At 68.1% G+C, this 11,945-nt stretch carries 15 protein-coding genes and 1 pseudogene; 8 read left to right on the top strand and 8 right to left on the bottom strand.

The genetic code is table 11. The features are described 5' to 3' along the window. The 3 genes from E1263_RS16790 to E1263_RS16780 all read right to left on the bottom strand — a co-directional run. On the bottom strand, window positions 1–373 hold a 373-nt coding region (locus E1263_RS16790; RefSeq protein WP_132168324.1), incomplete at its 3' end, for a P-loop nucleotide/nucleoside kinase family protein. Further along, window positions 370–1,332, bottom strand: coding sequence for a GNAT family N-acetyltransferase (locus E1263_RS16785; protein WP_132168322.1), 963 nt, complete (start codon window positions 1,330–1,332; stop codon window positions 370–372). The genes E1263_RS16790 and E1263_RS16785, both read right to left, overlap by 4 nt. A gap of 45 nt (window positions 1,333–1,377) precedes the next feature. Continuing rightward, window positions 1,378–2,316 carry a threonine ammonia-lyase gene (locus E1263_RS16780; protein ID WP_132168320.1) on the bottom strand — a complete coding sequence of 313 codons (939 nt, stop codon included), beginning with the start codon at window positions 2,314–2,316 and terminating at the stop codon, window positions 1,378–1,380. A gap of 25 nt (window positions 2,317–2,341) precedes the next feature. Between E1263_RS16780 and E1263_RS16775 the strand changes: the two genes are divergently transcribed. Beyond that, the gene (locus E1263_RS16775) at window positions 2,342–2,773 is read left to right on the top strand and encodes a hypothetical protein (RefSeq protein WP_132168318.1); all 432 of its coding nucleotides are present in this window, start codon (window positions 2,342–2,344) and stop codon (window positions 2,771–2,773) included. On the opposite strand, the gene E1263_RS16770 is transcribed toward E1263_RS16775, so the two are convergent. Continuing rightward, window positions 2,736–3,341, bottom strand: coding sequence for a hypothetical protein (locus E1263_RS16770; protein WP_132168316.1), 606 nt, complete (start codon window positions 3,339–3,341; stop codon window positions 2,736–2,738). The genes E1263_RS16775 and E1263_RS16770 overlap by 38 nt on opposite strands. Before the next feature lie 105 nt (window positions 3,342–3,446). Here E1263_RS16770 and E1263_RS16765 point away from each other — a divergent pair, with 105 nt between their 5' ends. The 4 genes from E1263_RS16765 (at window position 3,447) to E1263_RS16750 (ending at window position 6,122) form a co-directional block, all read left to right on the top strand. Then, window positions 3,447–4,061 (top strand): FMN-binding negative transcriptional regulator, encoded by a 615-nt coding sequence (locus tag E1263_RS16765; RefSeq protein ID WP_132168314.1) that lies wholly within the window; start codon window positions 3,447–3,449, stop codon window positions 4,059–4,061. 68 nt (window positions 4,062–4,129) lie between these two features. Then, window positions 4,130–4,690 carry an RNA polymerase sigma factor gene (locus E1263_RS16760; protein WP_132168312.1) on the top strand — a complete coding sequence of 187 codons (561 nt, stop codon included), beginning with the start codon at window positions 4,130–4,132 and terminating at the stop codon, window positions 4,688–4,690. After that, complete coding sequence (locus tag E1263_RS16755) at window positions 4,687–5,250, top strand: hypothetical protein (protein WP_132168310.1); 564 nt, start codon at window positions 4,687–4,689, stop codon at window positions 5,248–5,250. The genes E1263_RS16760 and E1263_RS16755 overlap by 4 nt, the downstream gene beginning before the upstream one ends. Window positions 5,251–5,468: 218 nt before the next feature. After that, window positions 5,469–6,122, top strand: a complete 654-nt coding sequence (locus tag E1263_RS16750) for a VanZ family protein (RefSeq protein WP_132168308.1) — start codon at window positions 5,469–5,471, stop codon at window positions 6,120–6,122. A 90-nt stretch (window positions 6,123–6,212) separates the two neighbouring features. Here the strand turns inward: E1263_RS16750 and E1263_RS16745 are convergent, their stop codons facing one another. After that, entirely contained in the window at window positions 6,213–6,821 is a 609-nt protein-coding gene (locus tag E1263_RS16745; RefSeq protein ID WP_132168306.1) for a pentapeptide repeat-containing protein, read from the bottom strand. Window positions 6,822–6,926: 105 nt separating this feature from the next. Between E1263_RS16745 and E1263_RS16740 the strand changes: the two genes are divergently transcribed. From E1263_RS16740 to E1263_RS43685, 3 genes and pseudogenes are all read left to right on the top strand, one after another. Beyond that, window positions 6,927–7,823, top strand: a complete 897-nt coding sequence (locus tag E1263_RS16740; RefSeq protein WP_238161286.1) for an NAD-dependent epimerase/dehydratase family protein — start codon at window positions 6,927–6,929, stop codon at window positions 7,821–7,823. Further along, a pseudogene (locus E1263_RS44225) lies at window positions 7,744–8,160 on the top strand (hypothetical protein); the annotation flags it as partial. The gene E1263_RS16740 and the pseudogene E1263_RS44225, both read left to right, overlap by 80 nt. Before the next feature lie 172 nt (window positions 8,161–8,332). Continuing rightward, window positions 8,333–8,596 (top strand): hypothetical protein, encoded by a 264-nt coding sequence (locus E1263_RS43685; RefSeq protein WP_238161288.1) that lies wholly within the window; start codon window positions 8,333–8,335, stop codon window positions 8,594–8,596. Here the strand turns inward: E1263_RS43685 and E1263_RS16730 are convergent. The 3 genes from E1263_RS16730 to E1263_RS16720 all read right to left on the bottom strand — a co-directional run bounded on the left by E1263_RS16730 (window position 8,587) and on the right by E1263_RS16720 (window position 11,859). After that, a complete protein-coding gene (locus E1263_RS16730; protein WP_132168304.1) occupies window positions 8,587–9,510 on the bottom strand; it encodes a DUF4328 domain-containing protein in 924 nt (307 codons plus the stop codon). The genes E1263_RS43685 and E1263_RS16730 overlap by 10 nt on opposite strands. Window positions 9,511–9,703: 193 nt before the next feature. Further along, window positions 9,704–11,242 carry a glycerol-3-phosphate dehydrogenase/oxidase gene (locus tag E1263_RS16725; RefSeq protein ID WP_202868915.1) on the bottom strand — a complete coding sequence of 513 codons (1,539 nt, stop codon included), beginning with the start codon at window positions 11,240–11,242 and terminating at the stop codon, window positions 9,704–9,706. After that, a complete protein-coding gene (locus E1263_RS16720) occupies window positions 11,239–11,859 on the bottom strand; it encodes a TetR/AcrR family transcriptional regulator (protein WP_132168338.1) in 621 nt (206 codons plus the stop codon). Before E1263_RS16720 ends, E1263_RS16725 begins: the two co-directional genes overlap by 4 nt. Window positions 11,860–11,945 lie beyond the last annotated feature (86 nt).

Below are 11,945 nucleotides of genomic sequence, written 5' to 3'. Positions count from 1 at the left end.
GGTCTGGTGGGGGGGTGGTGGTGTAGCGGTGGTTGATTCGGTGGAGTTGGTCTTCGGGGGTGATGGGGAGGTAGGCGACTTGGGCGCGGGCGCCGACGGCGCTGGCGATCCAGCGGAGGGCTGAGCGTTCGTCGTGGCCCCAGAAGCCGAAGTCGAGGATGACGTTGGTGCCCAGGTGGGCGGCGCGCATGCCGATCTCGATGAGCTTGCCTTCGACCAGGTCGCGTTTGTCGTCTGGGTTCTCGCCGTCGAAGAGGGCGATCTGCCACTCGTCGGGAGTCAGCCGGAGGGCCGAAGCCGTGGTTTCCAGGTGTTTGGCGTGGGTGGTCTTGCCTGCGCCGGGGAGACCGACGATCAAGTAGACGGTGCTCACGCGAGCGGGTGGAGGTCGGTGGGGGTGAGCACCCAGTGGAAGCCGTACTTGGGGGAGGCGGTGCGGTCTATGCGGTCCGGGGCGAAGTATTCGGCGGTGAGCGCTTGAAGGCGTTGGTTGAACTCGACCGCTTGGGCATAGGGGACGCGCCCGCCGTGTTCACCGGAGGCCTGGACATACGTCGTACCGAACATGCCGGCGGCTGTGTCGGCGAAGGCTTGCTGGTAGTCGTAGGTGGTGCTGCCGAGGAGATCGGTGGTCGGCGGTGGAGTGGCGAGGTCTGTGGCGCCTTGCTGGGTTCGGATCCAGCGGCCGTCGGTTTCCCGGACCCGGTCTGCCGCGGCCAGTTTCGTGAGGTACCAGAGGATGCGGGCGTCGGTCACTCCCAGTACGTCGGACAGTTCCGCCAGCGTTCGCGGTGATTCGAGCAAGCGGACTATCTCGCGTGGAAGGGCGGTGGTCGCCCACTCCGGGGCGGGAGGTCCTAGCGGCTTGCGGAACAGGGTGATGGTCGTTTCGTAGCGGGCGGGACCGGCGGGGGTGTCGATCTGCCATGAGCCCAGTTCGGTACCGCTGACGACGTACCCGAGGCGTTCGTACAGGGCGCGTGGGCGGGGGCTCGCGTCGTCGATGCCGAGCTCGGCGAAGGCGATACCGCGGGCTCGGATGCTCTGTTCCAAAGCCTGGATGAGGATGGTGCCGATCCCGCAGGACTGGAACTGCTCCAGGACCGTGAGTTGGTAGAGCGTCGCTCCGCCGGGTGGTTTCAGGAAGTCGACGGCGCCATAGCCGACTGGTTGGCCGTTGGGGGTGCAGACGGCGAGGTAGTCGACTTCGCCGCGTTCGGCTCGCTGCAGTTCGATCTCCATCGAGACCAGCTTGCTCGGGGATTCGCCGAGCGTCGGGAGGTCGTCGACGGTCAGGCCGCGGATGGTCATCGGAACCACAACGTCGTACATGCAGGCCACGCTAGGGTCTGCGGCTCGGCCTGGCCACGCGATTTCTCAGGGCTGCCGGATCCACCTCAGGTAGTCCGGCGGGTTCACGTTGCTGCCGCAGAGGATGGTCACCACGTGGCGGCTGGCGAAGCGATCGGGGTTCTCGAGCAGAGCAGCCAACCCAAGCGCCGCCGAAGGCTCGGCAACCAGACCAGCCTCAACCTGCAGCAGACGCATGCCCTCAACGATGGACGCCTCCTGCACCAGTACGGCGTCATCCGCGACCTGTAGGAGGTCGGCCAGCACCTCGGGGATCGGGCGCCGCCCAGCCACGCCATCGGCGATCGTCTCGGCGCTGGAGGTGGTGATGACGCGGCGTTCGTGCCAGGACCGGGTCATGGCGGGCGCACCCGCCGGCTGGACGCAGACGACCTCGACGGTGGGTGCGAGCTCCTTCAGTACGTGACCGATTCCCGTGGCCATCGCGCCGCCGCCCAGCGCGATCAGGACGGTGTCGACATCGGACGACAGCAGCTCCAGACCGATCGTCGCTGCACCTTCGCAAGTCTCGAGATCGAGGCTGTCTTCGACGAGCCGGATGCCCGTGGTGCGGGCGATCTCCGCGGCGCGGTCGCGAGCGAGTTCGTGGTCGCCGTCCACCAACTCCAGGGTGGCACCCAACGCGCGGATGCGGTCGAGCTTGGCCGGGGTCGCGAACCGGGAGGCGATGACGGTGATGTCGAGCCCGCGCTTGCGACCGGACCATGCGAGCGCCTGACCGAGGTTGCCCGCGCTCGCGCAGACCGCGGGCCCGACCAGCTGACTCGCGACCAGTTCGGTGCCGCGGCCCTTGAAGCTGCGCACTGGGTTCGCCGTCTCGAGCTTGATGCTGACCCGGCATCCAAGCTCGAGCGCTTCGCACTCGTACAACGGAGTGTCGAGAAACACCGGGTCGATGACCTCGCGGGCGGCACGGATCCGGGCGGTGTCCAAGCGCGTGTCCACTCCCCCAGCGTCGCACAATCGACGGATGACCTTCGTGCGCTACCAAAGCCCCGTCCCGGACCGACGCGGTCGACACCTCGGCATCTTCGGCCTGGTCAACTCGCTCGGCCACCGCAGCCTGCTCACCGCCGAAGAGGAGAACTTCCGCCGTACGACGAACGCCTGGTACGACGCGACGTACCCGAACCCCTCCGATACCGACCCAGCCGTATACGCCGACAACCCGCTGGCCGCGGCGTGGTTCCGCGAAACCGCCGACCACCTGGTCGCGCCGATTCCCGGTTACCTGGAGATCCTCGCCGCCCACAACTACCCGTGCGAGCGCTACGCCTCCCCCGACCCCGGTCGCGTCCTCTACGAAGACGAATACCAGGTCGTGGTCGTCCCGCACGCACCCGCGACGGAAGAGATCACCACCATCATGTGGCTGCCGCCGGCTCCAGCCCCAGCGCCTTGAGCAGGTCGTAGAACGCGTCCTCGGCGAAGAGCTCGTTGGAGTCGAGGAGCGCGATGAGCTCAGCGACCGTCGACTGTGGCGTCAGGCCGGCGTGCTCTGCCCAGGCGAGCGCCGCCGGTGCCGTGGTCGCAGCGGGGACATGCAACCGGGCGTACTCGGCATCACGCTCGCGCTGGTAGACCGCATCCTGAGCCTCGACGGCCGCCTCGTCCAGCTCGTTGCCCTCCGCATCGAACGGCGCGTACGGCGTGATGATGTAGCCGAGGGTCCGATCCAGGTTCAGGTACGTCGTCCAGTGCGTCGACGGCCAATCCACGAAATCGACCCGCGCGCCGTCGCTGTCGTAGAACTCGGCGAGGATGACCGAGCTGCGAGGTATCACCTCGACCTGATGACCGAGCTCGGCCGAGAGGCGTCCCACGTTGGTCCAGATCCGCCAGCGGGACCAGTCGCCGGCCGCCGAAGTGAGGCGGGTCTGTTCAACCTCCACCTCGGCGGGCAACTCCGGAATGACATCGCGCGGATGCACGGCGGACTCGGCGACCATGAACATTCCCCAGAAACCCATGGCGGCAGCGTAAGCCGGTCGAGGGTGGAAGACGGCGCGAATTGGCCCTGGGCAGGCGGGAGGTGGCGCGGCAGGGTGATCATCAGTCGACGGTGGGAGTTTCGGATGTATGTGCCTGCGCATTTCGCTGCTGATGATGCTGTCGTTGAGGAGTTGCTGCGTCGGCATGGGGCGGCGGACTTGGTGACGGTGACCGAGGGCGGTCTGTTGGCGACGATGCTGCCGTTTGTCTACGACGCGGAGCGGAAGGTGCTGCAGGGCCATTTGGCGCGGAACAACGAGCAGTGGCAGCGGCCGGCGCTTGGCGAGGCGCTGGTGATCATGCACGGCGTGGACTCGTACGTTTCGCCGAGCTGGTACGCCGCCAAGCAGGAGCACGGGCGAGTCGTGCCGACCTGGAACTACGTGACGGCCCACGTGTACGGCGAGCTGACCGTGCACGACGATCCGGTCTGGGTAGGAGAGCTCGTACGGCGTCTGTCGGACCTGCACGAGGGGTCGCGGCCCGAGCCGTGGTCGGTGGACGATGCGCCGGAGAAGTTCGTGAGCGGGCAACTCCGGGCGATCGTGGGGATCGAGCTCGCGATCACGCGGGTCGAGGCGAAGGTGAAGCTGTCTCAGAACCGGTCGGCCGCTGACGTCGATGGGGTGATCGCCGGGCTCCGGGCCGACGGGGATGAGCGGGCGGCCGAAGCGGTGCAGCAACACCGACCGCTCTGAACCTGATCCGGACGTAACGTCGAGGCCTGCTCGGGCCAAGTACTTCCGACTGCGACGGAAGGACGGACGTGACCGAGATTGCGGAGATCGGGCGGGACCCAGATGCGTTCGAGGCGTTCTACACCGAACACATCGAACGGATTCAGCGCTTCGTGGCGCGGCGGGTCGACGACCCCTACCTTGCGGCTGATCTGACGGCGGATGTGTTCCTGGCCGCGATCGACGCGGCGGGCGGGTACCGGGCGAACCTCGGTACGCCGATCGGCTGGCTCTACGGGATCGCCCGGAACGTGGTGTCCGCGGAGAAGCGCCGGCACGCCCGCGAATTGCGGGCGAACCGGCGGATCTCGGGGCGGCGGCTGCTCACAGCGGATGACGTCACCCGGCTCGAGGAGCGGATCGACGCCGAGGCATCGGCGCGGGCGCTGCTGCGGGCGATGGACGAGTTGCCGCCCGGTGAGCGTGCCGCGCTGGAGCTGGTTGCGCTCGACGGGCTCTCTCCGCAGGACGCCGCGCAGGTGCTCGGCATCCGGCTCCCGACGATGCGAGTGCGGTTGCACCGGGCGCGCGGCCGGCTCAGGTCGCAGTCACTCCACTTGGTACCGACTCCCACGGAGATGACCTCATGAACACCTTCGAAGACAAACTCCTGGCCGAGCTCCGCACAGTCGTCGCCGAGCGGCCGGTCGACATCCGCCGGAAGCGTCCGAAGCGGGTCCTGGTCGGGATCGCCGCCTGCCTGACACTCGCTGCCGGTACGGCGGTCGCCGTACCGATGCTGAGTGGCGATCCTGCGTACGCCGTGGTCACGCAGCCGGACGGTTCGGTGCGGGTGACGATCTACCGGGCGGAGGGCGACAAAGGACTGCAGAAGCGGCTGCGGGCAGCCGGCGTGCCCGCCGAGGTGGATTTCCTTGCGAAGGGGAAGACCTGCCGCCGGACGCCGGCCGGGAAGCCGCCGGGGGACGCTGACTCGCGGCTCACAGTGCTTCACGAAGGCCCGAACGGACAGGTGACAGTGCTGGTGCTCTGGCCGAATGACTACCGCAGCCGTGGAAGGACGCTGCTGCTGGAAGGTGAAGGATCCGGGGAACAGTGGCTGACGAAGGTCTCGACGTTGAAGACCGGGACGTTCGGCCGGTGCACGCCGGTGGACTCACCCTGGCTTCCGCTGAAGCCGCAGCGCTGACCAGGAGTTGCCGGTCTAAACCCGGCAGCTTCGCATCGCAAATAATCGTTGCCCTTGGCCCCTACATGGCGTGACAGTTTGCGCACGGATTGTCACAGCAGGCTTGCGGCTGCGTGCAGATGTCCGGACAAGGGTGGCGGGTGGTGCCCGTGACGACAGATCGTCGAGAAGAGGAAGAGAGATCGGGTTAGGCGGTCGACCACGGGAGGGTCCGGCGAGTGCTCGAGACTTATCGCGGCATCCCACATCTGCTCGACACCTGGCTCGTGCTGACCGGCATGGCACTGCCGGTTGCACTCTCGTCGCTGCGACGGCCGGGGGCCCTGCCTCCTCGCCTCGCGGCCTTCGGGATGCCGGCGGCGTTCGCGCTGGTGCTGGCGGCGACGCTCAGTCCGACGCCGCACCGGTTCGGCACGGTGGTCGGTCAGTGCGGTACGCATCTGGCCACGACCGGTGGACTGACCTCGGTCCAGGGTCTGCTCAACGTGTTGCTGTTCGTCCCGGCCGCCGGGCTGCTGGCACTGGCGAGCGGCCGGCCGGGCGACGGCATCGCCGCCGGGATCGGGCTGTCGGCCTCGGTCGAGGCGGTCCAGGCGCTGATCCCCCAGCTCGGGCGCTCCTGCCAATTGCACGATTTGATCGCCAACACGGCGGGTGCCTTCTGCGGGGTCGGGCTGGTCGCCGGGGTACAGTCCATCGCGCGGCGCCGGCTTCTGGTGCCCAGCCCGTACGTCGTCGAGCACGCGGCCATGATCGTGGTTCGACCCCGTCCGACAGCACGTCATCGGCGGCACGAGCACCTGCCGCTCCGCCCGATCCCGGTGGCGGCCAAGTCATCCAGCGGGTTGAGACCGGTGGCGAGGGCCCGCTGACCTGCGGGAACGTGAGTTATCCGGAAGGTTATCCACAGCTTGTGGGTAACCCGGGGGATGACGGCTCAGCTACGTAAAGTTATCCACAGGCTAGGGCCGGACATCGAGCCCGAGCGAGGTCGCCACGACCATCGCCTGGGTTAAATCGATCCGCGCATCGCGCAGCCCGACCGTGAGCGGGTCGATGGTCGACAGGTCCGAACCGCGCAGATCGGCGCCGGTGAAGTCGGCTCGGGCGAGCGATGCGCCGGACAGGTCGACGTCGCGGAAGACAGCCTTCGCGGCCCGCAGACCGGTGAGGTCGGCCTCGCGCAGCTTCACGCCGTGGAACTCCGCACCGCGCAGGTCAGCCCGGGGCAGCCCGGTGAAGGACCAGTCGCCGCCGGAGACCTTGAGCAGGTTGTAGGTGCAGTCGTCGAAGAAGCTGCCGACCAGCTTGCATCCGGTGAACGTGGTGTCGAACAGCGAGCACCGGACGAACGTACAGTTCACGAACGCGGCATCGGTATGCGTCGACGCGTTGAACCGCACCCCGCGGAACGTGCACTCCTCGAACACCCCACCGCGGTTGTCCACCTCCGTCAGATCGGTGTCGATGAACAGCACCCGCCGCTGTGTCCGCCCGGACAGCTCCGGATCGTCCCACTCCCGAACCGTCGACTCCGTCGGTACCGCGCTACGCCCACTTTGTCCCGCCATGCCACCACTCTCGCAGGCGCGGCCGACAGTCAGTTGTGATGCTTACGCGTCAGGTTGTGATGATGCCTTCAGCCGATCGACAACTACGGGCCGCACGATGGAGGAGTGAGCGGATCAGAGCGGGTGATGGTGTTCGGCGCGAGTGGATTCCTCGGGGCCCGGATCTGTGCGCTGCTCGCCGATCGGGGCGTCGAGTACCGCGGACTGAGCCGGAACCGGGGTGAACCACACCTGCGCTGCGACTTGGCCACGATGCACTCGTACGCGCTGGAGACCCAGATCGGTCTCTACAAACCGACGGTGGTGATCAACGCCGTCGGTGCGACCACCGGTGATTCGGCCGAGCTGGTTGCCGCGAATGTCACCGCGGTCGAGGCACTGCTGACGGCGACTCGCGACAACGCCGGGCATGCGCGGTTCGTGCAGCTCGGTTCGGCGGCCGAGTACGGCGGTGGTTCGCATGGCGCGAGTCAGTCGGAGGGGTCCGCGCTTCGGCCGACCGGTCCGTACGGGCTGACCAAGCTGGCCGGCTCCGAGCTGGTCACTCGCGCCCAGCGCAACGGTGCCGACGCGGTCGTACTGCGGATCTTCGACGTGCACGGGCCGGGATCGCCGGCGACGACGGTGACCGGCCGGGTGATCGAGGACCTGCGAGACCGGCAGCAGATCGATGTCGGCTCGCTCGATGTCTGGCGCGACTTCGTCGACGTCCGCGATGCCGCGGAAGCGGTGGTCTCGGTCGCGCTGACCGATACCAAGCTGCCAGCGGTGCTGAACGTCGGCAGCGGCCGGGCGACGCTGGCCCGCGACGTGGCCGGTCAGCTGTTCGAGCTGAGCGGCCAGCCGGCCCGGATCATCGACGACCCCATGCAGGACGGCGTGCTGGGCGCCCCCTGGCAGCAGGCCGACATCGGACTGATCGGTGAGCGGCTCGGATGGTCGCCGAAGATCGCACTGGAGCAGTCGCTCGCCGATAGTTGGGCCGAACTGCGGGCAGACTGACCGGGTGGAGATCCGCTCGAGCTGTCAGCCCGCACCGGACCGCCGACCACCCGCCGTGAACGAGGACCTCGTGCTGACCGGGCCCGACTTCGCAGTGGTGTTCGACGGAGCTACCCCGTTTCCCGGGGTCGACTCCGGCTGCCGGCACACGGTGGCCTGGCTGGTCGGTCGACTAGCCAGGTACGTCGCACCGCCGCTGCTCACCGCGTCGACGGCGCCACTGCCCGACGTACTGGCTGAGGCGATCGCTGCTGTTGGTGCGGAGCACGCGGACAGCTGTGACCTCGCCAACCGGGACAGTCCGTCGTCCACCGTCGCCATGGTGCGTGTCCGGCCGGACAGCGTCGAGCACTTGGTTCTGGCTGACTCCCCTGTCGTCTACTGGTCCCCAGACAAGCTGGTCCCCAGACAAGCTGGTGACTGTCCACAGCGACGACCGACTCGAGCACTTGCCGGAGAGAACAGTCGAGAGCGTCCGCCGGCTCCGCAACGCCCCGGGAGGTTTCTGGGTGGCGAGCACCAACCCAGGGGCGGCGTACCAAGCAGTCACCGGTACGACGGACCGCGCCGAGGTCACGGCGATCGGCGTACTGAGCGATGGTGCCTCCCGCTACGCCGAGCACTACGGACACAGCTGGGCCGACCTGATGACCGTCCTCACCATTGAAGGCCCAGCCGCGCTCATCAGCCGAGTCCGCACCCACGACGAGGCCGCAACCACAGTCCGCCGGAAGCGCTACGACGACGCGACCGCGGTCGCCATCTACTGCTGAGGCCGGTACGACGGGAAGGCCGGCGGCGGGCGGTAGTAGTCCTGGACCGGGGGCGGCGGCGGAGCCTGCATGCGCTGTTGTTGCCACTGGCCGATCTGAAGCATGAGCAGCGCGGACGCGATGGTCGCGACGATCAGGAGCAGTGCGGCGATGCTGAAGCCGATGTCGACCCAGAGTGCGACCTGCACCATTACGTCCTGCAGACCGTAGAACTTGACCGACCCCTCCGCGTCCTCGGAGGCTTCGACCGCCTGGACGATGAAGGTGATGAAACCGATGCTGATGGCCAGCAGGCTGGCCCACACGATCACCCAGTAGCCGGTCCACCCGGCCCACCAGGTGTAGATGAGGGCTTTGATCCGGGGGCTGCGGGCTGCGCCTGGCTGGTCCAGCGGTTCGCTGGCGACAGTGATGTCCTGCACGAGCTGCAGCGGATACCAGAACTGGACGACGGGGCAGAACCAAGCCCCGATGATCCAGCCCGCACTCCGGCGGTGCAGACCCTCACCGGGCGGCAGCGGGTTCGCAGGTGGGCGCGGAGCGAGGGTGGAGTTCAGGAAGTCGGTGTTCTCGCGGGCATACCAGAGCCACAGCAGGTAGACGATCGCCGTCCCGAACATCAGGTAGCCGACAACGTTGAGCGCCCAGTTGGCCCCGACCATTGTGTCCACGAGGCCGTCGAGGTCGTCCTCGCTGACGTTGAGGAAGATGAAGTCCTTGACCTTGTCGTACGAGCGCCACATCAGCACCGACTGCACTGCGGTGAGGAGTGCGGTCACCCCCATCAGCGCGATGGCCACGATGCCGATCGTGCGCAGCGCTCGGTAGCGCGGCGGCAGCACCGCATACGGTCCCTGCCGCGGCGGCGGACCAGGCGGACCCTGCGGACCCGGCTGATAGTACGGCTGTGTCATCGTCACCCCTCCGCGCCAACGGTATCCCGGCAGGGGAGCGATCTAGGGCGGGTCTCTCGACTCCCCGCCTACTGCGCTGCACTCGGCACGGCACCTCGCCGTACTGGAGGAAAGGCCACGATGAACCACATCGAGGCCTCCCCTCCAGCACGCCGAGCTACCGCACCGAGCACATGCTCGCTACGGCGCGGAGTCAAGAGACCCGCCCTACGGCTGCGAACGCCTCCCGGACCGCAGGCAGCGCCAACTCACGGTCGGCGGCCGACAGCCCGATCCGGGTCCGCCGATCGAGCACGTCGTCCTCGTCGAGCGCGCCCTCGTGCCGGACTGCGAACAGCAGCTCTGCGTACGTCGTCTTGAGCCCGGCCGCGATGGGGTCGAGTGAACCGCCCGCCACGACGACAGGTGCCTCGACGCCGTACCGCTGGACGAACCGCGTCGGCGCAGCGACCGCAGCCAGCCGCACCCGGTCGGCTGCACCGACCAGTGGGATCCGGTGGGTCAGACAGGGCCGCGTGGTGGTCAGAGTGGACTGGGCGAGCGCAGTGTCGAGCGCGTCCTGCGCCATCCGCCGGTACGTCGTCAGCTTGCCGCCGACGATCGTCACGAGCCCATCCGGCCCGGTGATCACCGCATGCCGCCGGGAGATGTCCGCAGTCTTGTTCCCGTGGCCGGTGTCGAGCAGCGGGCGCAGTCCGGCGTACGTGCCGAGCAGATCGGCGCGGGTGAGCGGTGTCTGCACCGCACGGTTGATGGTGTCGAGCAGGAAGTCGATCTCGACGTCGGTTGCTCGCGGTACATCGCTCACCGGGCCAGGCGCGTCCTCATCGGTCAGACCGACGTACACGCGGCCGTCCGGCGCGGGAATCGCCATCACCACCCGGCGCATCTCCCCTGGCACCGGAACGGTCAGCACTGCGGACAGTCCACCGAACGCAGACTGAGGGAAGACCAGGTGGCTCCCGCGGCTCGGCCGCAGCTTGATGCCGTCAGTGAGCTGGCCGGCCCAGATCCCAGCGGCGTTGATGACCACCGTCGCATCGACATTCAGACTGTGTCCGGTCAGCTGATCAACCAGTACGGCGCCCTGTCCGGTCACCTGGGTGGCCGCCACGCGGGTGAGCACGCGAGCGCCGTACTGGGCGGCTGTCCGGGCGATCGCGAGCACCAGGCGCGCGTCGTCGTAGAGCTGGCCGTCCCAGGTCAGGAAGCCGCCGCGCAGTCCCTCGGGTCGCAGCGTGGGTGCGTAGCGCAGGACCTCGGCCGAGCTGACCCGGCGCGAATGTGGCAAGTAGTCGTCGCTCGTCCGCGCGAAGGTGCGCAGCAGATCGCCGCCGAGGAACGCACCGCGCACCAGCGCCGCCTGCGAAGCCTTTGCCTGCGGCAACCAAGGCGCGAGCTGGGGGACCGGATGCACGAGGTGCGGCGCGGTCGTCTTCATCAGGATTCCGCGCTCGACCGCGCTCTCGTACGCGATGCCCACATGGCCGGAAGCCAGGTAGCGCAGGCCGCCGTGCACGAGCTTCGAGCTCCAGCGACTCGTTCCGAAAGCCAGGTCGTGCTTCTCCACCAGGGCAACGCTCAGACCGCGGGCCGCCGCATCCAGCGCAACGCCGGTGCCGGTCACGCCACCGCCGATCACCAGGACGTCGACCTTGCCGGTCGTGTCCAGCCAGTCCAGGTCACGGCTGCGCCGGGCCGCATTGAGACTGGCGTTGCCCACGGTCATCATGGCTGCAGGTACCGATTCAGCATGTCGCGGAGCTGCTCGTCGAGCTTCGGGTACTCATCCTTGGCGGCCATCACCGGACCGGAGACAGCCGAGGCGAGCGACACCAGAATGATCTGCCGGGACAGCCAGACGTAGTCGGTGTCCCGAATCGAGCCGTCCTCCTGACCGGCCTTCACCCCTGCCTCCACCAGCGCCAGGTGCGCGACCGTGCTGCTGCCGCGGCGCTCGAGCAGGTACGGCGTGAGGAACTCGGGGTCGAGCTCGATGATCTTCCGCATCAATGGGTGCGTCCGGGTGTGCGCGACGACCTCGACGACACCCTCGACCAGGCGGGTACGGCCGTCGGCGGCGTCCGGCTGGAAGGCCGACATCAGCGCGGTGGTCCACTCGCGGGTCATCAGGGCGGCGACCACGGCCTGCACGTTCGGCCAGCGGCGGTAGAGCGTCGCGCGGGAGACCTCCGCATGCCGGGCGATATCGGCCATCGTCATCCGGCGCATCCCGATCGCGAGCAGCAGCTCGTAGGCCGCGTCGAGAATCCGCTCTTCGCCGATGGCATTCGCGGGAGTGGGGCGACTACTGGTCTCGGACCCTGATTCGCTGCTACGCTGAGACATCACGCGTCAGAGTGTATCAGCGACTCGACGCCGAGGGACAGTCCTGGGCAGGTGGGATCAGGGGTTTCATCTGCCCAGGACGCTAC

The organism is Kribbella antibiotica (assembly GCF_004349055.1).
Lineage (GTDB): Bacteria > Actinomycetota > Actinomycetes > Propionibacteriales > Kribbellaceae > Kribbella > Kribbella antibiotica.
The sequence above is the reverse complement of the archived record's forward strand: the minus strand, read 5'-3'. Positions and strand labels throughout refer to the sequence as shown.

Excerpts from the sequence above, each read along its gene's own strand:
- E1263_RS16785 (WP_132168322.1), bottom strand. The coding sequence starts at position 1,332 with ATGTACGACGTTGTGGTTCCGATGACCATCCGCGGCCTGACCGTCGAC.
- E1263_RS16775 (WP_132168318.1), top strand. The coding sequence starts at position 2,342 with ATGACCTTCGTGCGCTACCAAAGCCCCGTCCCGGACCGACGCGGTCGA.
- E1263_RS16770 (WP_132168316.1), bottom strand. The coding sequence starts at position 3,341 with ATGGGTTTCTGGGGAATGTTCATGGTCGCCGAGTCCGCCGTGCATCCG.
- E1263_RS16765 (WP_132168314.1), top strand. The coding sequence starts at position 3,447 with ATGTATGTGCCTGCGCATTTCGCTGCTGATGATGCTGTCGTTGAGGAG.
- E1263_RS16755 (WP_132168310.1), top strand. The coding sequence starts at position 4,687 with ATGAACACCTTCGAAGACAAACTCCTGGCCGAGCTCCGCACAGTCGTC.
- E1263_RS16745 (WP_132168306.1), bottom strand. The coding sequence starts at position 6,821 with ATGGCGGGACAAAGTGGGCGTAGCGCGGTACCGACGGAGTCGACGGTT.
- E1263_RS16730 (WP_132168304.1), bottom strand. The coding sequence starts at position 9,510 with ATGACACAGCCGTACTATCAGCCGGGTCCGCAGGGTCCGCCTGGTCCG.
- E1263_RS16725 (WP_202868915.1), bottom strand. The coding sequence starts at position 11,242 with ATGATGACCGTGGGCAACGCCAGTCTCAATGCGGCCCGGCGCAGCCGT.
- E1263_RS16720 (WP_132168338.1), bottom strand. The coding sequence starts at position 11,859 with ATGTCTCAGCGTAGCAGCGAATCAGGGTCCGAGACCAGTAGTCGCCCC.